19 protein-coding genes, 1 tRNA gene and 1 pseudogene are annotated in these 23,336 nt (G+C 61.8%); 11 read left to right on the top strand and 10 right to left on the bottom strand.

Features of this window, described 5'->3' with window-relative positions; genetic code table 11:
* Positions 1-5: 5 nt before the first annotated feature.
* Positions 6-3,209 carry an efflux RND transporter permease subunit gene (locus F8237_RS02790; RefSeq protein ID WP_151642291.1) on the bottom strand — a complete coding sequence of 1,068 codons (3,204 nt, stop codon included), beginning with the start codon at positions 3,207-3,209 and terminating at the stop codon, positions 6-8.
* 146 nt (positions 3,210-3,355) lie between these two features.
* Positions 3,356-4,600 (bottom strand): efflux RND transporter periplasmic adaptor subunit, encoded by a 1,245-nt coding sequence (locus tag F8237_RS02785; protein ID WP_151642290.1) that lies wholly within the window; start codon positions 4,598-4,600, stop codon positions 3,356-3,358.
* 201 nt (positions 4,601-4,801) lie between these two features.
* Between F8237_RS02785 and F8237_RS02780 the strand changes: the two genes are divergently transcribed.
* The 4 genes from F8237_RS02780 to F8237_RS02765 all read left to right on the top strand — a co-directional run bounded on the left by F8237_RS02780 (position 4,802) and on the right by F8237_RS02765 (position 9,447).
* Positions 4,802-5,404, top strand: a complete 603-nt coding sequence (locus tag F8237_RS02780) for a TetR/AcrR family transcriptional regulator (RefSeq protein WP_151642289.1) — start codon at positions 4,802-4,804, stop codon at positions 5,402-5,404.
* 415 nt (positions 5,405-5,819) lie between these two features.
* Complete coding sequence (locus F8237_RS02775) at positions 5,820-7,037, top strand: multidrug effflux MFS transporter (protein WP_151642288.1); 1,218 nt, start codon at positions 5,820-5,822, stop codon at positions 7,035-7,037.
* Between the two features lie 14 nt (positions 7,038-7,051).
* A complete protein-coding gene (guaD, locus tag F8237_RS02770; protein ID WP_151642287.1) occupies positions 7,052-8,449 on the top strand; it encodes a guanine deaminase in 1,398 nt (465 codons plus the stop codon).
* Positions 8,450-8,463: 14 nt separating this feature from the next.
* Entirely contained in the window at positions 8,464-9,447 is a 984-nt protein-coding gene (locus tag F8237_RS02765) for an antibiotic biosynthesis monooxygenase (RefSeq protein WP_151642286.1), read from the top strand.
* 6 nt (positions 9,448-9,453) lie between these two features.
* Here F8237_RS02765 and F8237_RS02760 read toward each other — a convergent pair whose 3' ends face one another.
* From F8237_RS02760 to F8237_RS02750, 3 genes are read right to left on the bottom strand one after another with little or no spacing between them, the layout of a single operon-like run.
* Positions 9,454-10,437: a G1 family glutamic endopeptidase gene (locus tag F8237_RS02760; protein WP_162005845.1), complete on the bottom strand. Its 984-nt coding sequence runs from the start codon at positions 10,435-10,437 to the stop codon at positions 9,454-9,456.
* On the bottom strand, positions 10,424-11,365 hold the full coding sequence (locus F8237_RS36620; protein WP_201280181.1) for a phosphatase PAP2 family protein: 942 nt from the start codon (positions 11,363-11,365) through the stop codon (positions 10,424-10,426). The genes F8237_RS02760 and F8237_RS36620 overlap by 14 nt, the downstream gene beginning before the upstream one ends.
* A 20-nt stretch (positions 11,366-11,385) precedes the next feature.
* Positions 11,386-13,419, bottom strand: coding sequence for a BTAD domain-containing putative transcriptional regulator (locus F8237_RS02750; RefSeq protein WP_162005844.1), 2,034 nt, complete (start codon positions 13,417-13,419; stop codon positions 11,386-11,388).
* A 519-nt stretch (positions 13,420-13,938) separates the two neighbouring features.
* Between F8237_RS02750 and F8237_RS02745 the strand changes: the two genes are divergently transcribed.
* The 3 genes from F8237_RS02745 to F8237_RS02735 all read left to right on the top strand — a co-directional run bounded on the left by F8237_RS02745 (position 13,939) and on the right by F8237_RS02735 (position 14,860).
* A complete protein-coding gene (locus tag F8237_RS02745; RefSeq protein ID WP_151642283.1) occupies positions 13,939-14,259 on the top strand; it encodes a hypothetical protein in 321 nt (106 codons plus the stop codon).
* Positions 14,260-14,409: 150 nt separating this feature from the next.
* Entirely contained in the window at positions 14,410-14,613 is a 204-nt protein-coding gene (locus F8237_RS02740) for a hypothetical protein (RefSeq protein WP_151642282.1), read from the top strand.
* Positions 14,614-14,786: 173 nt separating this feature from the next.
* Positions 14,787-14,860, top strand: a tRNA-Gln gene (locus F8237_RS02735).
* Between the two features lie 389 nt (positions 14,861-15,249).
* Here F8237_RS02735 and F8237_RS37345 read toward each other — a convergent pair.
* Positions 15,250-15,462: pseudogene (locus tag F8237_RS37345) on the bottom strand (VIT1/CCC1 transporter family protein); the annotation flags it as partial.
* A gap of 245 nt (positions 15,463-15,707) precedes the next feature.
* Between F8237_RS37345 and F8237_RS02720 the strand changes: the two are divergent.
* Positions 15,708-15,890, top strand: coding sequence for a hypothetical protein (locus tag F8237_RS02720; protein WP_151642281.1), 183 nt, complete (start codon positions 15,708-15,710; stop codon positions 15,888-15,890).
* A gap of 1,298 nt (positions 15,891-17,188) precedes the next feature.
* On the opposite strand, the gene F8237_RS02710 is transcribed toward F8237_RS02720, so the two are convergent.
* Positions 17,189-17,344 (bottom strand): Flp family type IVb pilin, encoded by a 156-nt coding sequence (locus F8237_RS02710; RefSeq protein WP_374761585.1) that lies wholly within the window; start codon positions 17,342-17,344, stop codon positions 17,189-17,191.
* A 315-nt stretch (positions 17,345-17,659) separates the two neighbouring features.
* Here F8237_RS02710 and F8237_RS02705 point away from each other — a divergent pair, with 315 nt between their 5' ends.
* On the top strand, positions 17,660-18,205 hold the full coding sequence (locus F8237_RS02705) for a hypothetical protein (protein WP_151642278.1): 546 nt from the start codon (positions 17,660-17,662) through the stop codon (positions 18,203-18,205).
* A 365-nt stretch (positions 18,206-18,570) separates the two neighbouring features.
* A complete protein-coding gene (locus tag F8237_RS02700) occupies positions 18,571-19,452 on the top strand; it encodes an outer membrane protein (RefSeq protein ID WP_151642277.1) in 882 nt (293 codons plus the stop codon).
* Positions 19,453-20,786: 1,334 nt separating this feature from the next.
* Here F8237_RS02700 and F8237_RS02690 read toward each other — a convergent pair.
* The 3 genes from F8237_RS02690 to F8237_RS02680 form a co-directional block, all read right to left on the bottom strand.
* Positions 20,787-21,569, bottom strand: a complete 783-nt coding sequence (locus tag F8237_RS02690) for a sulfite exporter TauE/SafE family protein (RefSeq protein ID WP_151642275.1) — start codon at positions 21,567-21,569, stop codon at positions 20,787-20,789.
* Between the two features lie 100 nt (positions 21,570-21,669).
* A complete protein-coding gene (locus F8237_RS02685; protein ID WP_151642274.1) occupies positions 21,670-21,975 on the bottom strand; it encodes a rhodanese-like domain-containing protein in 306 nt (101 codons plus the stop codon).
* Between the two features lie 13 nt (positions 21,976-21,988).
* Positions 21,989-22,315 carry an ArsR/SmtB family transcription factor gene (locus tag F8237_RS02680; RefSeq protein ID WP_151642273.1) on the bottom strand — a complete coding sequence of 109 codons (327 nt, stop codon included), beginning with the start codon at positions 22,313-22,315 and terminating at the stop codon, positions 21,989-21,991.
* 94 nt (positions 22,316-22,409) lie between these two features.
* Between F8237_RS02680 and F8237_RS02675 the strand changes: the two genes are divergently transcribed.
* On the top strand, positions 22,410-23,294 hold the full coding sequence (locus tag F8237_RS02675) for an MBL fold metallo-hydrolase (protein WP_151642272.1): 885 nt from the start codon (positions 22,410-22,412) through the stop codon (positions 23,292-23,294).
* The last annotated feature ends 42 nt before the right edge of the window (positions 23,295-23,336 follow it).

Here is a 23,336-nt window from a genome sequence, read left to right as displayed (position 1 = left end):
CCGTTCTAATGACCCGCGCCCTCGTGATGAAGTCCCTGGACCGGGGCCGCGCTGATGTCGCTGCCATGATGCACCAGAGGCTTGTTGCCGGTGACGGTCCGCAGCAGCACGTAGAACACCGGCGTCAGGAACAGGCCGAATACGGTGACGCCGATCATGCCGGAGAACACGGCGACACCCATCGCCCGCCGCATCTCCGAGCCCGCGCCGGTCGAGAGCACCAGCGGCAGCACGCCCATGATGAACGCCATCGACGTCATCAGGATCGGGCGCAGCCGCAGCCGGCTCGCCTCGATCGCGGCCCGGATCGGCGTGCGCCCGGCGAATTCGAGCTCGCGTGCGAATTCGACGATCAGGATCGCGTTCTTGGCCGAGAGACCCACCAGCACGATCAAGCCGATCTGGGTGAAGACGTTGTTGTCGCCCTTCGAGATCCAGACGCCGAACATCGCTGCCAATAATCCCATCGGCACGATCATGATGATCGACAACGGCAAGGTCAGGCTCTCGTAGAGCGCGGCCAGCACCAGGAACACCAGCAGGATCGCCAGCGGAAATACCCAGAGTCCGGAATTGCCGGCGATGAACTCCTGATAGGTCAGGTCGGTCCATTCGAAGGCAAAGCCGGGCGGCAACGTCTCCGCCGCGATCCGCGTCGCGACCTCCTGCGCCTGGCCGGACGAGAAGCCGGGGGCAGCCGCCGCGTTGATGTCGGAGGACAGGAAGCCGTTATAACGGATCGCCCGCTCCGGACCCGCGCTCTGCCGGATCGTGAGCAACGCCGACAATGGCACCATGTCACCCGAGGCCGAGCGCACCTTCAACTGCCTGATGTCGTCGGCGCGGGCGCGGAACGGCGCGTCGGCCTGGACATAGACTGAGTAGGTGCGGCCAAACTTGTTGAAGTCGTTGACGTAGTAGGAGCCGAGATAGATCTGCAGCGTGTTGAACACCTCCGTCACGGGGACGCCGAGTTGCAGCGCCTTGGTGCGGTCGATGTCGGCGAACAGCTGGGGTACGTTGACCTGGAAGCTCGAGAACACGCCGGCGATCTCCGGTGCCTTCTGCATCGCCGCCGTAAATGCCTTGGTCGCCTCGTTAAGCGCCTCATAGCCGAGACCGGCCCGGTCCTCGATCTGAAGCTTGAAGCCACCGATGGTGCCGAGGCCGTTGACCGGCGGCGGCGGGAACATGGCGATGAAGGCTTCCTGGATGCCGGCGTACTTCTTGTTGAGGTCGGCGGCGATGGCATTTCCGCTCAGGGCCGGACCCTTGCGCTCGCCGAACGGCTTCAGCGTCGAGAACACGATGCCGGCGTTGGAGGAGTTGGTGAAGCCGGCGATCGACAGGCCCGGGAAGGCCACGGAGCTCTCGACGCCGGGCTGGGTCAGCGCGATGTCGCTCATCTTGCGGATCACTTCTTCGGTGCGGTCGAGCGCGGCGCCATCGGGCAGGCGCGAGAAGCCGACCAGATATTGCTTGTCCTGGCCCGGCACGAAACCGCTCGGCACCTGCTGGAACAGAAGGGCGGTGAGGCCGACCAGCACCACATAGAGACCCATTACCGCCGCTTTGCCCGAGATCACCTTTGTGACGGTGCCGCTGTAATTCTCCGACGAGCGCGTGAACGCCTTGTTGAAGCCACGGAAGAACCAGCCAAGGCCCTTTTCCATGATGATCGTCAACCTGTCCTTCGGCTCATTGTGTCCTTTGAGCAGCAGCGCCGACAGCGCCGGCGACAAGGTCAGCGAGTTGACGGCGGAGATCACGGTCGAGATTGCGATCGTCAGCGCGAACTGCTTGTAGAACTGGCCGGTGAGGCCGGAGATGAAGGCGAGCGGCACGAACACCGCGATCAGCACCATCGCGATGGCGATGATCGGGCCCGAGACCTCGCGCATCGCCTGATAGGTGGCGTCGCGCGGCGACAGTCCGCCCTCGATGTTGCGCTCGACGTTCTCGACCACGACGATGGCGTCGTCGACGACGATGCCGATCGCGAGCACCAGGCCGAACAGGCTGAGCGCGTTGATGGAGAAGCCGAACAGATGCATCACGGCGAAGGTGCCGACGATCGACACCGGCACGGCCAGCAGTGGAATGATCGACGCCCGCCAGGTCTGCAGGAACAGGATCACGACCAGCACCACCAGCGCGATGGCCTCCAGCAGCGTATGGATGACGGCCTCGATCGAGGAACGCACGAACTGGGTGGGATCGTAGACGATCTGGTAGGACACGCCTTCCGGCATGTTCTTCTTGATCTCGGCCATGGTGGCGCGAACGTGGTCGGAAATCTCCAGCGCATTGGAGCCCGGCGCCTGGAAGATCGGAATCGCCACCGCCTGCTTGTTGTCGAGCAGCGAGCGGAGGCCGTATTCGGAAGCCCCGAGCTCGATGCGTGCGACGTCGCGCAGCCGCACCACTTCGCCACGCGTGCCGGTCTTGACGACGATGTCGCCGAACTGGTCCTCGTTCGCAAGCCGCCCTTCCGCGTTGACGGACATTTGCAGGTCGATACCCCTGACGTTCGGGGAGGAGCCGACCACGCCGGCGGCCGCTTCGACGTTCTGCGCCTGGATCGATTTGACGATGTCGCTCGCGGTCAGGCCGTGCTCGGCCGCCTTCTGCGGATCGACCCAGACCCGCATCGAATAGTCGCCGGCGCCGTAAAGCTGGACATCGCCGACGCCGTCGATCCGCGCCAGCCGGTCCTTGACGTTGAGCACCGCGTAGTTGCGCAAATATGTCATGTCGTAGCGGCCGTTCGGCGACAACAGATGCACGACCATGGTGAGGTCGGGCGAGGACTTCTTGGTGATGATGCCGAGCTGGCGCACCACGGCCGGCAGGCGTGGCTCGGCCTGCTGCACGCGGTTCTGCACCAGCTGGGTCGCCTTGTCGGGATCGGTGCCGAGGCGGAACGTCACCGTCAGCGTCATCGCGCCGTCGGTGGTTGCCTGGCTCGACATGTACAGCATGCCTTCGACGCCGTTGATCTGCTCCTCGATCGGCGTCGCCACCGTCTCGGCAATCACCTTCGGATTGGCGCCGGGATAGGTCGCGCGCACCAGAACCGAGGGCGGCACCACGTCGGGATATTCCGAGATCGGCATCGCGAACAGCGAGATCAGCCCCGCGAGGAAGATCAGGACCGACAGCACCCCGGCGAAAATCGGACGATCAATGAAGAATTTCGAGAGATTCATGGCTTCGCCCCTGGGCAATATCTTGGTCGTCTCCACACAGCTCCGCTGTCATTCCGGGGCGCGCAGAGCGCGAACCCGGAATCCAGAGATGATGTGCTCGGAGTTTCGAGACCTGATCATTCCGGGCGCGGCCCGGAATGAGGTAACTAACGCTGCACCACGTCCTGGTTGCTGTGGTTGGAGGCCTGCTGCGGCCCGCGCGCACCCATCGCGGCGATCTCCGTCTTGAGGAGGGCGCCTGGACGCACGCGCTGCAGGCCGTTGACCACGATGCGGTCGCCGGGCTTCAGGCCCGCGGTGACGATGCGAAGACCATCGACCGAACCGCCGAGCGTGATTGGCCGGTAGACTGCGCGGCTGTCGTCACCGACCCCCATCACGAACTTCTTGTCCTGGTCGGTGCCGATCGCGCGCTCGTCGATCATCACCAGCGACTGCTGCTTCGGCTGGCCCATGCGAACGCGGGCGAACTGGCCGGGGATGAGACGCCCGTCTTCATTCCTGAACACTGCGCGGACGCGGATGGTGCCGCTCTGGCCGTTGACCTGGTTGTCGATGAGCTGGATGTGGCCCTTGGCCGAAAGACCGCCTGACGTCGCCATCTCGACCGGGATCTGGTCGAGCTTGCCGCGCTGGCCGGAGGCATCCGCGATCGAGTTCAGCGCGCGCAGCACAACCTCTTCATCAGCGTCGAACGAGGCGTAGATCGGATTGACCGAGACCAGCGAGGTCAGGACGGGTGAGCCGGTCCCGGCGGCGACGAGATTGCCGACGGTGATCTCGAACTTGCCGACGCGGCCGTCCACCGGCGCACGCACCTCGGTGTAGTCGAGGTTGAGCTTTGCGGTCTGGAGCGTTGCCTCGGCGGCCTTCACGTTGGCAATCGCTTCCCGATTGGCGTTGTCGCGCTGGTCGTAGTCGCGCCGCGTGACCACGGCGTTGCCGACCAGCTGCGCGCCACGCTCGAACTCGCTCTGCGTGAAGACCACGCGGGCCTTGGCGGCTTCGAGCTGGGCGTTGGCCTTGTCGACCTCTGCCGCGTAAGGCGCCGGATCGATCTTGAACAGCACGTCGCCGGCCTTCACCAGCGCGCCTTCGGTGAAGTTGGTCGCAAGGATCGCACCCGCGACGCGCGGTCGAAGCTCGACCCGGTTGATGGCCTCGAGCCGGCCGGAGAAATCGTCCCACAGCACGGTCTGCTTTGGCTCGATCAGCGCGACCGTGACAGGCACGGCCTGCTCGGTTGCGGCGGCCGTTGCAGTGGCCTGCGCGGCACGAAAATAATGGCCGGTCGCGATCGAGCCGGCCACGGCGAGGGCGCCTACGACCGCGACGCCGCCAAGAAGGCGGCGGAAACGGCCGGTGCGGGGGGAGTTTTGCGAGGGATGCATTTGCGCGCTCCAGATATGTAGTGTTCACTACAGATGTGGAGCTGGATGTCGCAGTGCAAGATACTTATGTACCATTCACTAAGAAAATTGTAGCCGCTTACCGCAAGAATGGGAAGGCGGAAGAGAAAAGAAAGATAGAACAAATAGATAGGATCAAGCGTTAGATTGAGGGACGACGCCGATTCCGAGGAGAACAGGCACATGGGCATGGGACGCCCCCGAGAATTCGACGCCGAAACGGCGTTGGACCAGGCGATGGAAGTGTTTTGGCGCCATGGCTATGAGGGCGCCACCATCGCCCAGCTCACCGAGGCCATGGGTATCAATCCACCCAGCCTCTACGCCTGTTTCGGCAACAAGGAAGGCCTGCTCAAGGCTGCGCTCGACCGTTACACCAAGCTGCGCAATGTCTGGATGAGCGAGGTGGTGGCGGCTCCGACTGCCCGCGATGTCGCCGAGCGAATGCTGATGGGCATCGCCGACAGGCAGACCGATCCCGCCAATCCGCCCGGCTGCCTGCTCGTGCAGGGCGGCATTGCCTGCGGCAGCGGCTCAGAGAATGTCCCCTTCGAGCTTGCCGCCCGCCGCGCCGAAAACGAAGACCAGCTCCGCGACCGTTTTGTCCGCGCCAAGGCCGAAGGCGATCTCAAGCCGACCTCCGATCCCGCCGCGCTCGCGCGCTATGTGTCGGCGGTGTCAGTCGGCATGGGCGTGATGGCGTCATCCGGCTCTGATCGCGAGGCGCTGCGTCAGGTGGCGAGCGTGGCAGTGCAGGCGGTTGAGGCGCAGTCGAAGCGAGCATAGTGCTCTGCCTCGCGCCTTCGACACCGGATTGACGTCGAGGCCCGCCTCGTGCGCGACGCCTTCCGAAGGGGGAAGTCCCTCGGCCAGCGGAGAACTCACGATCGGCGATGATGCAATTCTGCGCCTGTTTTGCCCGACGGAGCAAGTAAGTATTTCGTTTTGCCAGAATTTTGGGAAAGGTCAATGATTTCGATACGATCTCTACTGTGCATGGGGTTGTTTTCGCATTCCTGTTAGAGCGTCATCACGCCACAGGGCTCGGGGCATCAGCCGGCAGGATTGATCGGAACCCCCTAAGAGATTTTACACACAGTTCTGGCACGCTCCCGCGCGTCAATATCCGCAACCTGCATCGTCGCGTCTCAACGCGCGCACGAAAAGACGGGGCCCGCGGACGCTGAGGGGGCGTTGCTTCATGACTGCACTTGCTTCGGACGCCGGTTGCGCGAAGCGCGGGATCGTGCCGATCCTGCTGTGCGTCGTGCCGTTCAGCCAGATCCCGCTCGATGCCTACACGCCCGGCCTGCCGCAGATGGTGGTGGATCTCGCTACCGATTCCACCTCGATGCAGAACACCGTCACCGCCTACATGCTCGGCATGAGTCTGGCGCTGGTGCCGGTCGGAATCGCCTCCGACACGCTCGGTCGCCGCAGCGTTCTGCTCGCGGGCCTGACGGTGCTCGTCGCGATGAGCATTGCCTGCGCGTTGGCCACCAGCGCCTCGCTGCTGCTGGCGTTGCGGTTCCTGCAAGGCATCGGCGGCTGCACCTGCCTCGTGGTCGCCTATGCGGTCGCGGCCGACTGCTTTCGCGGCCGTGAGCTTACCGCGATCTCCGGCCTGCTTGGCGCGGCTTGGGGCCTTGCACCCGTGCTGGCGCCGGCCGCCGGCGGCTTCATCGTCGAGCTGACATCCTGGCGCGGTGTCTTCGTCATCATTGCGATCGCCGCGGCTATCATTGCCGCGATCGTCGTGCTGCTGCTGCCCGAGACGCTGCCGCCCGAGCGACGCGCCCCGTTCGATCCGCGCCGCACGGCAGGCATCTTGCGCGAGGCGCTGATCCGTCCGGGCTTCCTGGCCTTCGTGCTGGTGTTCGCCGCCGCGGCCAGCGCGCAACTCGCATTCTGCGTCGTCGCGCCGTTCTTCTACCAGACCGGCCTCGGCTATTCGGCGGCCATCTATGGCCTCGTCGCGCTCGGCCTTGGCGGCGTCAATCTCGCCGGCGAGCTCGGCTGCGCGCATTTCGCGAGTTGGATGCCGGCCCGTGTGATGGGCTTCGGTGCCTTCGCGCTGTTCCTCGCCGGCGCCGCGACGCTGACCGCAACGGGCATGACTCTCGGTCTCGATTTTGCGTCGATCACGCTCGGCGGCGCACTGGTGCTCGGCGGCTGCGGCGTGCTGTGCCCGATGATGTACGGCATGGCGCTCGGCCTGTTCGAGCGCGACCACGGCCTGATCGGCGGCCTCATCAGCGCGCTCTGCTATCTCGCGGTGAGCGGCGCAATGGCGATTGCGGCCGTGCTGCCTGAAGCGACGCAGGCGCCGATCGGCTGGCTTTATCTCGGCCTCTGCGCCGTCGCCGGCGCGCTGCTCGCCATCTCGCTGCCTGCGGCGCGCCGCGCGGCACAGACTTGAAGAAGGAATCCATCATGACCACTGTCGGTATTCGCGGCACGTTCTTCGACTTCGTCGACGATCCCTGGAAGCACGTCGGCAACGAGCAGGCCGCCGCGCGCTTTCACAAGGACGGCCTCATGGTCGTCACCGACGGCGTCATCAAGGCGTTCGGTTCCTACGAGACGGTCGCCGCCGCGCATCCGGGCGTGCAGATCACCCACATCAAGGACCGCATCATCGTCCCGGGCTTCATCGACGGCCACATCCATCTGCCGCAGACCCGGGTGTTAGGTGCCTATGGCGAGCAGCTGTTGCCGTGGCTGCAGATGTGGATCTACCCGGAAGAGCTGAAGTACAGGGATCGCAACTACGCGCGCGAGGGCGTGAAGCGCTTCCTCGACGCGCTGCTGGCCTCCGGCACCACCACCTGTCAGGCGTTCACCAGTTCTTCTCCGGTCTCGACCGAGGAATTGTTCGAGGAAGCCGCCCGCCGCAACATGCGGGTGATCGCGGGCCTCACCGGTATCGATCGCAACGCGCCGGCCGACTATGTCGACACGCCCGAGAATTTCTATCGCGACAGTAAGCGGCTCATATCGGAGTATCACAACAAGGGCCGCAACCTCTACGCCATCACGCCGCGCTTCGCCTTCGGCGCCTCGCCTGAGCTGCTCAAGGCGTGTCAGCGCCTCAAGCACGAGCACCCGGATTGCTGGGTCAACACCCACATTTCCGAGAACCCCGCCGAATGCAGCGGCGTGCTGGTCGAGCATCCGGATTGTCAGGACTACCTCGGCGTCTACGAGAAGTTCGGCCTGGTCGGCCCGAAATTCTCCGGCGGCCACGGTGTGTATCTTTCGAACAACGAGTTCCGCCGCATGTCGAAGCAGGGCGCGGCAGTGGTGTTCTGCCCCTGCTCAAACCTGTTCCTCGGCAGCGGCCTGTTCCGCCTCGGCCGCGCCACCGATCCGGAGCACCGCGTGAAAATGTCGTTCGGCACGGATATGGGTGGCGGCAACCGCTTCTCGATGATCAACGTTCTGGACGACGCCTACAAGGTCGGAATGTGCAACAACACGCTGCTTGATGGCAGCATCGATCCCGTACGCAAGGACCTCGCCGAGGCCGAACGCAACAAGCTGTCGCCCTATCGTGGCTTCTGGTCGATCACGCTCGGCGGTGCCGAAGGTCTCTATATCGACGACAAGCTCGGCAATTTCGAGCCGGGCAAGGAGGCCGATTTCGTCGCGCTCGATCCCAATGGCGGCCCGGCAGCGCAGCCCTGGCACCAGTCGCTGATCGCCGACGGCGCCGGCCCGCGCACGATGGACGAAGCCGCGAGCATGCTGTTCGCCGTCATGATGGTCGGCGACGATCGCTGCGTCGACGAGACCTGGGTGATGGGCAAGCGCCTCTACAAGAAAAGCTGAGACGGACGGCCGCGATGAACGGATCACCGGATCGAGCAGGCCAGCCGGTCGCCCTCGTCATCCAGCGCCGCATCGCGGACGACGGCTTTGCCGCGTTCGCGCGCTGGAACGGCGAGGTAGGCGAGGCGCTCAAGACATGGCCGGGTTTTCTCAGCCAGGAAGTCGTGCCGCCGCAGCCGCCGGCGCATGTCGACTGGGTGACGATCCTGCGTTTCGCCAGCCCGGCGGCCGCGCGGGCGTGGCTTCAGAGCGAGGTGCGGGCGCGGCTGATCGCGGAGGTGCAGCGCTTTTTCGTCGGTTCGGAGGATGTCCATATCTTGCCGGACACCGGCGTTCAGCGCGACAGCGCGGTCTCGGCCGTTATCTCCTTCAAGGTGCCTGACGGACTCGAGGACGCGTTCCTGAAATGGCAACAGCGGATCCAGGCCGCGGAGGCTGAGTTCAAGGGATTCCTGCGCCACAAGATCGAGCGGCCAATCCCGGGCCTGCACGACGAATGGATCATCATCCTGTCGTTCGACAGCGATGCCAATCTCAATGCGTGGCTCGATTCCTCCTTGCGGCAGACCCTGCTGACGGACGGCGCGCGATTCAACGCCGGCATGAGCGTGAAGCGGGCGAGCTATGGCTTCAATTTCTGGTTCCCGGCCGGCAAGACGCAGGCTCCCGAGCAGGGACCGGCCCTGATCTGGAAGAGCAACCTGATCGTCCTGCTGGTGCTCTATCCCGTGGTCTTCCTCTGGGGCTTTTTTGTCAGCGCGCCGTTGATCGACGGCCATGGCGTGCCGGTCTGGCTGTCGCTGTTCGTCGGCAATCTCGTCAGCACCCAGCTGCTCGGCTGGTGGCTGGTGCCAGCTGCCTTCAGGGCGCTCGACTGGTGGATTACACCGAAGGCGGCGCTCGGCCGTCAGATCGCGGGATACGCGCTGCTCGCCACGCTCTATGCGGGATCGATGGGCCTGTACGCGCTGCTGCTCGCGTGGCATTGGGGGCGGTGAGGCCGCTCATGTCGGTTCTTTGAAGCTGCATGTCAAGCCAACCGAGCCGTCCGGGTCCTGGCGTAGCGCCGGGCTTGAGACCGTGGCCGTGCGATAGGGATCTGCGAAAGCCTCGCGCATATGGATCATGAGTGCCTTCTCGTTCAGCGTCATCAAACGCCCTGGCGCGAGTGGCCCATTGGCTGCCGCTCGGGCCAGGCAGTATCTGAAATCGACAGAACCATAATCGGGAAGCGGGTACAATTTCCGGCTAGGCGGATCTGTCGGCCGCTCCACCACCCATTCCACCGATGATCCAAGCGGCAGGATCACACCGGGCGGCCGAGCAAGAAATGAACGAAATTCACCCGTGCTCTGGTTCTTGATGAAGAACAGGACGTCTCCACTGACCTGAACCGCAAGCCCTGCGAGAACCTCGTCGCCGGCATCGATCGGGAGGTTGGCGATCAACGTAATTGCTTGCTGTGATGTCCTTGGCGTCTCGTCCGACGCAGAGTTGCGCCACCACTCCCACCAGGCAAAGTGCTGGGGCTTGTGATTGGGCCAGTGGGCGGTGCCGATTTGAGGGAGTGAAATGTTCGGCAACGCGCCATTGTGGCCGTCGAGGCCTATCCATAACAACGATCTTGGATCGTTCAAGGGCGTAAAGAGTGCCGGTGAAGACGGTAGACTCACGTTCGGTGCCGTCCACCCGGCGGTCGCGAAGACGATCCGCTCGGGTGAGGGCGAGGAGATGAGCGCGCCTGACCAGTTCAACAGCGATTGTGGCGGACCTCCAAGCGACGGGGAATCGATGCTGCTGAACGTCGGTTGCCTTGCTGTGAACGGCGATGAAACGAGCCGTTTCCAGAACGCGAACAGGCGCGGCTCGGTGACGGCATCCGGCCTTTGCGGAATGCCGTAGAGATCGAGCTTGTCAGGTGTCGCGTCGAGGAGATTGAACCCGTCGGGCACGACTTCGTAGAAGCCGTAGCTGTCATTCTCCGACATCTTTTCCTCCCGAGAAGACGCCGGTGTCCTTCCACTCGCGCCGCGCATTCTCGACGAGCTCCGCGAATTTCGGCAGGTATGCCCGATCCAGGAGGATCTTCGCGATGATCGCTGCTGCGAGCGTCACTCCGGCTCTGGTATCGGAGGGATAGTGAAGGCCGGCGATTTCGCGATTCCGCGAAATTCTGTCGGCAAGGACGCCAAGCGACTTCTCGATCGTGGTTCTCTCGGGAGCTTCCGATGCAGGGGCATTGAGCGACTTCGGCATGACTTCCGTCAGAAGCGCCGCAAAGACGTGAGATTGGGCGGCGTGGCCGCTGGGGAATGACGCGTGCCCGCCATGCTGGATCGGCGACATCAATGCGGGGGCCACCTGCGTGGGGCGTGGACGATTGAAATGAGCCTTGTAGTGCATCGTGATCAAGGCCGTGAGCGCGTCGGCGACGATCAGCATGCGCGATGTCGCCGGGTGGGTCGTCGCCGTCGCGGATACGAGGTGCAGGAACTTGCTGATGAATTCGTCGGCCTCCGTTACGATTTCGTCGATTGCATCGGCGCGCTCGGAGAAGGGTATCTCGGTCATCTTTCTCAATGCGGCGATGTCGGCTTCAAGGTCTCCGTCCCATGGTGTCGGCCCCGTGCCGAACAGTGCAAACCCGCCGAGGCGGTCGAACCAATCTGCCCGGCGGGCAAGATCGGACATCACCACCCACGCGTACCACCGGGTCGACCAGAGCCTCGTGCCAAAGCCGCTGGAATTGAACCTCGCGCCCTCGATTCCGGGATCCCCCGCGAACGGGAGACTGACACGATCGGCGAATATGGCGCCGCCTGATCCGCCAGTCCCGCCGTATCCTCCATACCCACCGTAGCCGCCGTATCCGCCATAGCCCCCGTAGCCGCCATAACCGCCATATCCGCCTGCCATATGTGCCTCCTCAGTTGCGATTAGATGTTTCCATGCCGGAGTGTCGATGCCAGCCGCGAGAGCGCAGCTCCGATGCGCGCCAGGGTCGGTTTCGGCCAGGGCGAGGTTGCGATCCACTTCAGGTCGAGCTCGCCTGCGGTCACGAGCGGCCGAGCAAAGGTCCGCGCATCGTCGAGACGTCCGCTCTCCACGAGTGCGGCAACGAGAACGCGCAGGTTCACCTGATTGCTTGGCAGCAGCGTCGCGACGCGCGTCGCGTGTTCTATCGCCAGGTCGAGATCGTTCATGGCAAAGTGTGCCTGAGCCGCAATCATCTCCGCAAACCAGGCGTGCCGGTCCCGCGGCGACAGGCGCAGATTGATGGCTGTATCGAACAGTGCTTCCTGGTGGTTCTCGCAGCGAACATGGACCGCAGCCCGATATGCGAATGCGAGCGCCAGGTTGGGTGTGAGCTCTATCGCACGGTCGAGCTGCTTGAGGGCTCCGGCGTGATCATGCTTGCATTGCGACAGCGTGTAGCCGCCGACGGCATTGGCGAGTGGATCGGACGAATTGCGATCGAGCGCACGTTCGGCGAGCGACCGCGCGGTGTCGAGCTCGGCCGGCGCGTTCGCAGACCATCCGCGCGCCACGCGCTGCATGTGCCAGATGGCGCTGTCGGAGAGAGGCGGCGCCCAGCCCGGGCTGAGCACATGCGCGCGCTCGAAATTGGTTCGCGCCGTCACGAACGTGGTGTAATCCGGACTGAACATCTGATCGTAGCCGACCAGGGCCAGCTGGTAGGCGTCGAGATCGTCGGGCCTCTTTTGCATTGCGCGATGAAGCTCCCGGTCGCGGACCTGGGGCGCCAGCGAGCGTATGACCTCGACGGCGATGCGATCCTGCAGGTCGAAGACGTCGGCTGCGGTTCCGCTGAGACGATCGACGCGGACGACCTCAACCGTCTCGGCGGCAACGAGTTCGGTCGAAATCCGGATCTGATTTCCGGCACGCTGAATGCTCCCATGAAGCAGATATTGGGCATTGAGATCGCGGCCAATTGCGCGCAGATCCAGCGTCTGCGATATCGGGATCATCGTCGATCCCCGGGAGATGACGAGCAGCTCCTTCAAGCTCGACAAGGCCTGGACGACGCTGTCGACGATTCCGATCGTGAATTGAGGCTCCAGCGTTGGCGACAGTGCGCGAAAGGGGAGAACGGCGACCGACGGTCGGCTGGCAGCAAATCCAACCATGCCGACCGCGGGTGCCGCAACGGGGGGCGGCGCCGGCCGTGCGACAATTTCCGGCTGCTGCTGTCGCAAGCCGGTTATCAGGTCCTGCGTGAGCTTGTGCGGCTCGATATCGTAAGTGTCTTCCAACTGGCGCCAGAGCCGCGCGTAGATCGCGAGCGCCGCGCCGATACTGCCAGCCGTGATGTGGCTCCTGATGAGGACACGAACGGCTCGTTCGTTCTCTGAATCCAGCCGGAGGATGGCCTTCGCCGCAGCCTCCGCTGTGGCCGTAACGATCGTCGCGGTCTCGTCGGGCAACAGCCTTGTCAGCGCATCGATCAACCGCTCGTGGATCAGCGGTCGCGTCTCCGCAAGCCACTCCGAAAACGCCGGATCGACACCCTCCAGATCGTCGAGAATGTCGTCGGCCAGGCGTTCGCGCGCCAGCAGGGTCGGATGAACGATGCCGCGTTCGGCATCCGCGACGATTTCCATCACATCACAGGCCACCCGTTCGATCTCGAGCGCCACATGCATCTGGTCCGCATGGAAATGCGTGCAGCCGCGCGCCTTGAACTCGCGCTGGATCTGACTGAGCGATTGACGCAGCGAGCCTTTCGCGAGCGGGTCTTCCTTCTCGCTCCAGAGCAGCCCGACCAATTTTGTCCTGGGCAATTGGCGTGCGGAGGAGAGCACCATGTAACCGAGAAGCGCTTGCGCCTTTCGGCTGAGGCCGATCTCGTGTCCATCCACCGACGCCGAAAATGCTCCGATGATGTTGAGCCTCAGCCGGCCGGTCTCGGCCTTGCCAACTGCCTTGTCATCGTTGACTCCCGACATCTCGTCCCATTCCCCGTCGACATCGTCGACGACAGTGCAGGAGGGCAGGTCCCGGGAGCTTAGGCTTGGCGAGATGAAAATGATCGGCTTGCGCTGTTCGCGAAACCAATGACACGTGAGCTCAGGAGTGCAGCCCGCCAGATCTTTTGCAATTTCTGAATGGTACATCTTGGGCTGTCAGATGGTCAAGGGTTGCTGAATGATCGACACGCGACCTGGCGGACGAATTGGAAGCGCTTCTCATTTCGAGCCGACGAGCGTGAAATGAGCGTGAATGGACAAGTCTTGAATGGGGAAGTCCCGAATGGGGAAGTCCTGAATGGGGAAGTCCTGGGTGACCTGTGCGGCGCGTGCGATCCGGTTGCGGCTCGTGGGTGAGCTTGTTCGCGTGTGCGGCTTGACCTGTTCGCCTCGCGCGCGTGTCCAATTCGCGGGGCATTCACGTTCCGCTTCGCTTCGCCGGCCTATGTTGCGTCCGTGACCGAAGGATCGCGCAACTTGGCATAGGAGGGACGCGTCATGACTGTCCTGCTGAGAAACACCTTCAAGGCCTGGATCGACCGCGCACCGGGCGCCCCGCCCAAGCTGGTCATGATCGGCGACGTGCGGGTGCCGACCCATGGCTGCCAGGCCCGCCTGACCAAGCGCTCGCCGCAGGGCATCAATCCAAAGATCCTGATCCTCGACGTCAATACACAGCAGCCGGGCGGCGAAGTGCCGGAGGAGATCACCACGATCCCGCTTCGCTACGAGGAAAGTCCGCCGCAGGACGAGTACGGGCAGGTGATGATCGCGACCGGCAAGGGCGAAATCGTCGTTGACATCGGGCGCCCGCATTAGGGGGCCGGGAAGGGCACGATCCCAGCGCACTGCGGTCCGGGTCCGCGCGTTAGCCTTACCGGTCAAGGTTGACGTGACATCGTGCTCACATGGGGGCGCCGATCGCGATAGGTTCGGCGCCTGGACAGTAACCCATGTTTTGAGAGCACGATGTCTCGTTCCGTTGAATTGATCGTCGAAGGATATGTGCGGCTGAATGATCTCGATGCACTCCACGATATCCTGACGCATCGGCAGGACCTGCTGCGGCAGCTGGTATCGGTGACCGGCGTCGACCCCAGGCAGGCCATCGCGCAGGTCAGCGAGGAGATCACGATCATCGAAGCCGGGCTCGCGACGCTCGCGCCGGAATAGGCGCGTCCCCAGGACCCACAGTCGGGTCAACAGCTCCGTGCACCGCAACGCTTGCCAGTCCCGGGACGAGCGGGTAGAAGGCTGCCACGCCTGAGCCGTGATTTGCGCCCAAAAGCGCTTCCGGCCGCAGCCGGACAGATCGTTAAGTCATTGAATCTGTTTGGCTATTCCGTTGGGGAATGGTGTAACGGTAGCACAACAGACTCTGACTCTGTTTGTCTTGGTTCGAATCCAGGTTCCCCAGCCAGACTCGGCAACCTAATCAAGCGCTTGATCCGAACAGGCTTTTTGCCGCAGAAGATGGACCGTCAACGCCATCTTGGACCACACTCGTGGACCATGCAACCGGTGCCAAAGCTATCCCGCGTCCTGACGGGCGCACGGCCGAGTGTCGCATCGCCCCTAAGGGGCATATTCCGCCGGGCCTTGTTTGTCTCGCTACGTTAGTGCCAAGCACCTCCCGCGCGTCATTGAGGTTTGTGACGCGTCAGCGTCCAGGCGCTATCCTTGCTGCGGGATGCGGAAAGCGCGACCGCTGCGGCGACAAATCGAGCGCTTCGAATTTCTCGACCTCCGTACACCTAAAATCGCGGGCAAAATTCGCTGCACCAATCTCACTCGCTCTTCCGCTTCAATGGTGAAGTGCCCTTTTGACGGCTCCGAAGCAGAGCAGGGCCACGCCGGTCGGCGCGACCGAGATATACAGCGCCGTTCCGATGTCGTGGGCGAATATGAGGGCACGAGCGGAATCAGACCGCCGATCACGTACGAGCCTCCGATCGCGGCACGCTTCGGATCCGGACGCTCGAGCCCCAATTCGAATCTCATCATGAAGTCGACCCATCGCCGGCCGGTTTGACGATTGCTTGGAGAACGCGCTCACGGTCGCCGCGTTCCTCGCGACAGCCCCTTGAACGAGCTGGCACGCAACAGCCCCTCCGACGTGATGTCACGGTACTCAACTTCAGCATAGAACTTCAGCTGGACCCAAGTTGCCTTCGGCTTCTAGATGGGTTTGTTCGGCAATTGCGGACGAAACGTTGCTGAAACACGATATGGGGTGAGGCGACATTCGGCCGAAGCAGACCGGGTGCATGATGCTTGAATTGATGGAGCGCATCATGATCAGAGTTTTGATGCTTGGTTCGGCGGCAGCTACTTTGCTTCTCACGGCTGTTGCCCTTTTTCCCCACCGCATCGACCGCACAGAATTGGGCAACGGCTGGCAATGCCGGGGCAACGTGTTCACCACGTCCTGTGCCAAGACCGTCGGGTGAGGATTGAAGGTTACCGCTCACCTCGGGTGGCCTTTACCCACGGTTCGGCTGAGTGATGCACCTCCCAAGTGCACAGGACACTTCGCTGCTTCACGGCAATGCTATAGCGCGGGATGATCGCATTCTACCCGCGTTATTTCCGGTTTCCGCCAGCGGGTGGCGTCAGGTTGGGTTTCGCAGTGTGCTAGTTTGTCTGGATACCTGCGGCTGTCCATCGCACTATTGTCACATGAAAAAGGGCGACGTGACCTGTCCTGATTGCTCTGCTGGTTATCGGCGGATCGAACTGGAGTCCAGAAAAGGACGGCCGGGGCATTACAAATGTCTGGTTTGCGACCGCGTGCTGGAAATCTTCGACGGCTCTAGCGAGGTCGCCTATCGGCTCACCGTACAACCGTCAGATTTGCGGCCCGCAAGACAGTTGGGGTGACCGGGTTTGCGGCCTCTTCCCAGCCACGGTTCGCAGTATGCAGACTTGCCCTGCGAACGGTCCTTTCACAAAATCTTGGCACAACTTGTGCCAGAATGGCTTACCGGATTTTGCATCACCTTCCGGAGCTGGAAAGCCGCCGCCCGCGGTCATTTAAGCGGGCGGCGTTTTTGCTTCTGAGAATGGAAAGGCCCCAACCCGGGGCTGGCGGGGTTGAGGCCTTTCGTTCCGTCGTGCCCTCTTTGGATTGCAAAGACAGCACCGCAAGCTGTCCGCCTTTTGATGCTTCCCGTCTACTGTGCAGAAGACGGTGTCCCGCGCACTACTAGAGCACCCTCAATCGCCGCACGGTGAAAGCTTCAAACTTTCAAAAAGTCACCCGATGAACATGCTTCCGAGGCTTTGGAGGATGGCGACCGCCAATCCCGCCATACAGAGCGCGGTGCCAAGGTCTGCGAGATAGAGCAGTCGGTTTCGTTCAGCCTCGTCTAATTGGCATGGCGACAGGTGGGAAACTCGGTAGCCGCTTCAAACAAGGCCGCCTTCGGGCGGCCTTTCTTTTTGCGAGGCTCTTGTTTCGGTTAGCGTACTGCCAGTTGCAGTAACAACAGTTGCACTTGTGGCCTAATTCACAATGGCGTCGATGGGACTTGCCTAGAGTTGATCCCTATGAGGGGCCTCGTCATACGCGCTATCATTGTTTTGGTTTTCGCACTCGTCGCGATAGTCGCCCTTCGTAGTGGCCCATTCACGCCGCTCGCGACGGCAGATATGCCCGCCGGGAACGTGCCTTGATAATCGATGTGGTGCTGCAGCATCTTAGAACCCGCCACCGAATTATCGTCTTCGGTGAGGGGCACTGGAGGCCTTATTTAAGCGAGCTGCTAATCGATCCGAACTTGTCATTCAACGTAGTGCCCAGATTGTTGACGACTGTTATGATTGCCAGTGCGATTCCAGCCGCAATCAGCCCGTACTCGATAGCGGTTGCACCACTTTCGTCTTCGATGAAGCGCTTGACCATAAGCATAATAGAAGCCCGATTTGGTGGTAACTTTCATCGATAGTAAACTTGCCGGATTTCGACAGCGTTAAATGGAATCGGCCAAAATCTTTTCAATTTCTCACTGCTGCACCAATTAATGGCTACTATGGCGTCGGTCACTGACCCCAAATAAGCACGTCATCGATTATCTAAATTACTATTGCGATCAAGGCAGTGACTTTGACTATGCGGTGCTCCTGAGAGGTCCTTGGGGCGTCGGCAAATGGAGACGATGACAGCGCTGCAACGAGAGTGGAGAAGAAATGCAGCGGCCTTCGTCTCGAAGAAACGCCATTGGCATTTGAACACGTTCGGACGCTTCTATTTGAGGGCTGGATCGACCCAGAAGAGACAGCTAAGGCGCTGGACGGCGGTCGCTATTATTCTGACCCGGCCTCAGAACCTGTGTGGTTGCGCGCGTGGCGCGGATGGGACCTCACAGACGACGAGTACAAAGCAGTAGTGGATGAGCTAGAGAACATATTCAATAAACGCGAGTTCGGCTCGTCCGAGGAAATGCTGCATATTTTTGAGTTGCGGCTTCAATTTGCTGAAATCGGCGCTATTGCTGCAACAAAGCGCGATGTCGTCACTGAATGCGAGCAATGTTTGGACGCATTGGCAAAGGACGATAAAATCCCCGAGTTCGACTTGTCTAAAATCTGGCGAGTTGGCGGGTTGTATTGCCTTGGGCACCAAGTGACGTTGTCTGACACCCCCGAGTTTCGAGAAATATTTGATGCATTCGAGAGCAGGGTGGCAGCAGCAAAAGTTGCTGAGCTGCCCACTCACGGCAAGGCGCTCTTGCTTGAGATTTCTCGCATACGCCCGCGACGATGAACACCCGGCTGGCGGGTGGCTCGCGAGGCACCAGGAGCTGGGCGAGATCGTGGACGCCTTCCTCGGGTATCGCGTCGATTATCAGGACTCTGCCCTCCGGGGGCTCGGAGTGACGAAGTATCACCCGCACGGTGAAGCAGCGCGCGAAGTGCGCAGGGTGACGGATTGGCTCTTGAGCCAGCTGGAGTGGATGCCGTGAAGAGCCGCACCTTGGATCAAGCGATCCGCGCACAAGCGGCGCGCCAGGGACAGATGAAGTATTGAGTTAACTGGCTTGGAATCTTCCAGGCGGTGTGGTTTTGAAGCCACAGACGGCATGACCGCGGCCTGATATTTTCCGCGATTAGATTCATGGGGACCGTCGGATGCACCGCGCATTGGGTTTTGCTGCCATCCTCAGCAGTTTGGCGCTAGCAATTGGACTTCCGGCCCACGCTGCTGATATGCCGCTCAAGGCGCCGCCTATAACTGCGCTGCCGAGCTGGACGGGATTCTATGTTGGCGGGCAGATCGGCGGCGGCTGGAGCGACCGCACGGTCACCTATGTCGGTAACGATCCCATTGCCACGCTCCTCGTCAATGGCGGACTCGGAGCTGTTGGCGAGCAACCGTTTGCCAGCCACCGCGTAAATATCAGTGGTGTTACCGGCGGCCTCGAGGCGGGCTACAATCTGCAGATCGACCGCAGCTGGGTCATCGGGGTCGAGGCCGACTTCAGCGGCTCTGACATTAAGGGCAGCGGCAGCGGCACAAGCGTGCTGGCCACGGCGGCGCCAGGTTTCTTTACTCAGACCGTCGCGGGCCAGGAGAAGATCGATTGGTGGGGCACCGTGCGCGCGCGCTTAGGAGTGCTCGCCACTCCAGACCTGCTGCTCTACGGCACTGCCGGGTTTGCCTATGGTCGGGTCATGTTGTCCGACAGTTACGTGTTCAACGGAGCGCCGCCCGCCGGTTTATTGGGCGACTTGGCCGGACGCTCGTTTCTATGCGCGGTCAACGTCACCTGCTTTTCGGGCTCCACTTCGAGTGTGAAGACGGGCTGGACCGCGGGCGCGGGTGGCGAGTGGCGGTGGACGCATAACTGGACGGTCAAAGCCGAGTATCTATACGTCGATCTCGGCAATGCTTCGGTGAACTCGGTCGCCAATACGCTCAAAAGGGCAGGCACGGCATTCGCTAGCTACAACGCCAATTTTGGTCGGGCGGATTTTCACGTCGCGCGTATTGGCGTGAACTACCACTTCTGACCAACTGCGTGACCGTACGGTTAGCGGCTTCTAACTTAGCCCACGAGAGCACGACTGTTGTTCGGTCGTCGCGTCGGTTCGGTCCGCCGTCAGGCTCGACAATTGAGGCTCCTTCTCTACAAGAAGTGAGGCCGCGTCACTCGGGCGCCGAAGTCTTCAAGGATGTTACGATCTGGGCGATCGGCCGGCGCGATCAAGGGAGAGAAACGCATACGTATTTTCCGATATCCTACGCGGAGAGACGGCCCCGGCTTGGGGCTTTTGGGGGCTGGAGGCCTGGGCCGCTCCGCCAGCTCGGTCGGCGGGCCAGCGCGATTCAATGCAGTGGTTGTCCTACCGGTTCCTAAGTTAAGACGTTACGTGCTGTTCGAACCGTCAGTGAGCTGGAACGTTGATGGTGGGGCTTTGGAGCCTATCGCCATGACCGAGAAGCGCCGCCGGGTGCAACAGACCCGCTCCCTTGAAGATCGAATGGCCGAACAGGCCAAAAGGCTGCGAGACCAAGCCAGCGGGCTCCCCGCTGGAGCAGAGCGCGAGGCCCTGCTTAAGCGAGTCAGAATTGCCGAGACGGGCGCGCATCTCAGCGGTTGGCTCCAGTCTTCCGGATCGCGGCTACCTGAATGACCGAAACTGCCTTACAACAACTCATCGCAATACACCGCCGCCGCTCGCGATCGATATGCGAGTTACTCTGGCCTTCCAGGCCGCCGAAAGTTTTGCAATTGAATGAATACGAAGAAATCTTCTTTGGACAGCAAGCCAAGCCCCTCGATTGGAGCACCATCATTCCAATTCGAGCTTAATTGAACGCAAATGGGGGGGCCGGGCGCCAGATTTCTCCAGCATGCTTGCGCAACGTTCTGGCTAACAGCGTACTGAAGCCTTCTACGGTTAGCGATCCTTGATAGTTGGCGGCCGATGCCAAACGCCGTGGCCAGGAGGCGGACCGAGAGAATTGCGCCCGTCTCGCGCGACCCTGAACAGCAAGCTGGCCGGAACAATGGAAGTTGACGCCGCTTGACAGCTTTTCACCCAGTTTGGCGGCCAAATGGCACAGACCAAAAGGTTCAGGGCGTTCTTCAAGTCATAATCAGGTCGGATCGGTGTCAATCAGGATGGCTTTGCTCTGCGCTGTGTGCTGCCGTTCCCAGTCCTAGTCTAATATGCGGATATGCGCGGAGACATTCCAGTCCCGTTGGGACGATATGGTTAATGCGGTGACCGTATCGAGTTTTGCGCCTGTTGCACGCACTATGCCGAGTAGGTCCGCGTGATCCGGCTCCAACCCGCTCCGGCCAGAGTGCATGAACAGCCTGCGAAGAAACCGACCAGCCTTAAGTCGGCGATAGGTAGCGGAACAGGATGTAAACGGCGACCGCGAATATCAGCCCCGCGAAGACGAAGGTCAAAGCACCCCGATGGGAGTCGAGCGACTTCGCCAACCGCGCCCCGATCAACCCGCCAAAGATTCCGCCTGCGATGAAGAGGAAGGCGATCTGCCAGTCGATCAGCCCGGAAAGGGCGTAATTCGCGGCAGTGGTCAGTCCGAATGCCGTCACCGAGACCAGCGACGAGCCGACGGCATTGAGCATAGGCATGCCGGTCGCAAGCATGAGCGCAGGGACGATGAGAAATCCCCCGCCAATCCCGAAGAATCCGGACAGCACACCGACGCCCAGACCCGATGCGATCAGTTTCGGGAGGTTCTCCTTGGACAAGCTGACGGCCGAGTTGCCGACGTGAGCGCGGTTGCGCAGCATCAATCCGCCGACGACAATCATCAACACGGCGAAAAGGACGAGCAGTCGTTGCCCGTCCATGATCTTGCCGAGGGTGGACCCGAAGTAGGCCCCGGCAACGCCGGCGACGGCAAAAGTCGTGGCGCAGCGCCATTTCACATTGCCGCTGCGCGCATGTGCTGCGAGGTTGGCGCCGGCATTGACCGCCACGGCGATCGCGCTCGTCCCGATGGCCACGTGCGGATCGTTTACACCGACGACGTACACCAGAAGTGGAACAGCCAGGATCGACCCGCCTCCGCCCACAAGACCGAGCGAGAAGCCGACGACAGAGCCGGAAGCCGCCGAGAGGGCGGCTTGCGTCAACAGTGATTGCATTGCGGAACTCCAAGGTCGGTCCTTGCGGGACGGCGGCCTGGCCTCGAGTACGTGCTGCAGACCCTACGGGCGTGCGGGCTTCTACGGAGTCATCAGCCTGTCAGCCGGCCGATCGCTTCCAGGCGTCCAGCCCACCGTCAAGAATGTAGGCTTCGCAAGCGCCGTTCACTTTCGCTGCGAGACGGGCGGCGTTCATTGAAGTCCTAGCGCCGCTCTTGCAGTGGAAGATCAAGGCTTTTCCAGCTTTCAAAGCCAAAGCCGCTTCGTGCAATCTGGACAGCGGAAGATGGTAAGCGCCGACAATGTTCTCGCGAGCGAATTCCTCTGCTTCGCGGATATCGACGAGGATCGCGCCCTGATTGACGAGGTGGCGCGCGGTCGCGGGATCGATTTTCGGAAGTGACATGGTCTGCTCCTGTTCAACGTCGTTTGGTCGGTTTGCAGTACAGTTCGTGCAGGGTTGCCAAGAGCCGCTCGATGCGCGCGTCGGCGATCCGGTACCAAGAGGTCTGGCTTTCGCGGCGGTAGGTCACCAGGCCTTCGTCACGCATCTTCCCTAGGTGCTGCGACAGCGCCGACTGGGACAGGCCGATGGCATCGGCGAGGGAGTTCACGCTCGCCTCTCCTAGTTCCACGAGCCTACAAAGGATAAGCAGCCGCCGCTCGTTTGCCACGGCTCGCAACAGGGTTGCGATTTCCTGGGCGGCGTTTTCGACGCTTTGCGAGTTGAAGACGACCGTCGGCACATCTGCCTCACATGTTATTTAGATATTGCTAAATTAGGAAATGCTAATATGTCTGTCAAGAACCGAGGCATCGAAACGAGATAGGAGTGAGGCGATGGCGAAGCCGATCATCAGGGCCTTTTTCGACGAGCCGACGAATACGATCAGCTATCTGGTTGCCGATCCGGCGACCCAGGCAGCCGCCGTCATCGATCCCGTGCTCGATTACGACCACAATTCGGGCGCGGTCGATACGCGTTCCGTCAGGGCCATTCTTCACACGGCCGAGGAGGCGGGCTATCGCGTCATCTGGGTGTTGGAAACACATGCTCACGCCGATCATCTGTCCGGGGCGCCGTACATCAAGGCGAAGACCGGCGCTCGGATCGGCATCGGCGAGTACATCAGGGACGTACAGCGAATCTTTCGGCCGGTCTTCAACGCAACCGATTTGGCGACGGACGGCAGCGACTTCGACCACCTCTTCAAGGACGGCGAGCATTTCCTGTTAGGTGAGCTCGACGTCGAAGTTCTGCACACGCCCGGTCACACACCGGCAGACATTTCCTACAAGATCGGCGATGCGGTGTTTGTCGGCGACACGATCTTCATGCCAGACTACGGCACGGCGCGCGCCGACTTTCCTGGGGGCGATGCTCAGCGATTGTACCGCTCGATCAGGCGGCTGCTCGCACTGGCTCCCGAGACCCGGCTGTTCATGTGCCACGACTACAAGGCCCCAGGTCGTGACGAATACGCCTGGGAGACCACAGTCGCGGAGCAGCGCAACAAAAACGTACACGTGAAGGAAGGCGTGACCGAGGACGAGTTCGTGGGCATGCGCTCCAAGCGCGATGCCACGCTCGCCGCGCCGCGTCTTCTCCTGCCCTCGATCCAGGTCAATATCCGGGCGGGGAAATTCCCGCCCAAGCAGGCCAATGGCGTGCATTACCTGCAGATTCCCGTGAAAATGAGGGGCGACGCTGAACTCGGTCTTTAAGAAGGCGATACCAGCGCGCCGGTTCTCAGTTCGTGCCGCTCG

This window comes from Bradyrhizobium betae, assembly GCF_008932115.1.
GTDB classification, from domain to species: Bacteria; Pseudomonadota; Alphaproteobacteria; order Rhizobiales; family Xanthobacteraceae; genus Bradyrhizobium; species Bradyrhizobium betae.
This window is presented reverse-complemented; position numbering and strand designations above follow the sequence as displayed.

What these genes read in the sequence shown, in the direction of transcription:
- F8237_RS02790 (WP_151642291.1), bottom strand. Translation starts at nt 3,209, where the DNA reads ATGAATCTCTCGAAATTCTTCATTGATCGTCCGATTTTCGCCGGGGTG.
- F8237_RS02785 (WP_151642290.1), bottom strand. Translation starts at nt 4,600, where the DNA reads ATGCATCCCTCGCAAAACTCCCCCCGCACCGGCCGTTTCCGCCGCCTT.
- F8237_RS02780 (WP_151642289.1), top strand. Translation starts at nt 4,802, where the DNA reads ATGGGCATGGGACGCCCCCGAGAATTCGACGCCGAAACGGCGTTGGAC.
- F8237_RS02775 (WP_151642288.1), top strand. Translation starts at nt 5,820, where the DNA reads ATGACTGCACTTGCTTCGGACGCCGGTTGCGCGAAGCGCGGGATCGTG.
- guaD (WP_151642287.1), top strand. Translation starts at nt 7,052, where the DNA reads ATGACCACTGTCGGTATTCGCGGCACGTTCTTCGACTTCGTCGACGAT.
- F8237_RS02765 (WP_151642286.1), top strand. Translation starts at nt 8,464, where the DNA reads ATGAACGGATCACCGGATCGAGCAGGCCAGCCGGTCGCCCTCGTCATC.
- F8237_RS02760 (WP_162005845.1), bottom strand. Translation starts at nt 10,437, where the DNA reads ATGTCGGAGAATGACAGCTACGGCTTCTACGAAGTCGTGCCCGACGGG.
- F8237_RS36620 (WP_201280181.1), bottom strand. Translation starts at nt 11,365, where the DNA reads ATGGCAGGCGGATATGGCGGTTATGGCGGCTACGGGGGCTATGGCGGA.
- F8237_RS02750 (WP_162005844.1), bottom strand. Translation starts at nt 13,419, where the DNA reads ATGTCGGGAGTCAACGATGACAAGGCAGTTGGCAAGGCCGAGACCGGC.
- F8237_RS02745 (WP_151642283.1), top strand. Translation starts at nt 13,939, where the DNA reads ATGACTGTCCTGCTGAGAAACACCTTCAAGGCCTGGATCGACCGCGCA.
- F8237_RS02740 (WP_151642282.1), top strand. Translation starts at nt 14,410, where the DNA reads ATGTCTCGTTCCGTTGAATTGATCGTCGAAGGATATGTGCGGCTGAAT.
- F8237_RS02720 (WP_151642281.1), top strand. Translation starts at nt 15,708, where the DNA reads ATGATGCTTGAATTGATGGAGCGCATCATGATCAGAGTTTTGATGCTT.
- F8237_RS02710 (WP_374761585.1), bottom strand. Translation starts at nt 17,344, where the DNA reads ATGGTCAAGCGCTTCATCGAAGACGAAAGTGGTGCAACCGCTATCGAG.
- F8237_RS02700 (WP_151642277.1), top strand. Translation starts at nt 18,571, where the DNA reads ATGCACCGCGCATTGGGTTTTGCTGCCATCCTCAGCAGTTTGGCGCTA.
- F8237_RS02690 (WP_151642275.1), bottom strand. Translation starts at nt 21,569, where the DNA reads ATGCAATCACTGTTGACGCAAGCCGCCCTCTCGGCGGCTTCCGGCTCT.
- F8237_RS02685 (WP_151642274.1), bottom strand. Translation starts at nt 21,975, where the DNA reads ATGTCACTTCCGAAAATCGATCCCGCGACCGCGCGCCACCTCGTCAAT.
- F8237_RS02675 (WP_151642272.1), top strand. Translation starts at nt 22,410, where the DNA reads ATGGCGAAGCCGATCATCAGGGCCTTTTTCGACGAGCCGACGAATACG.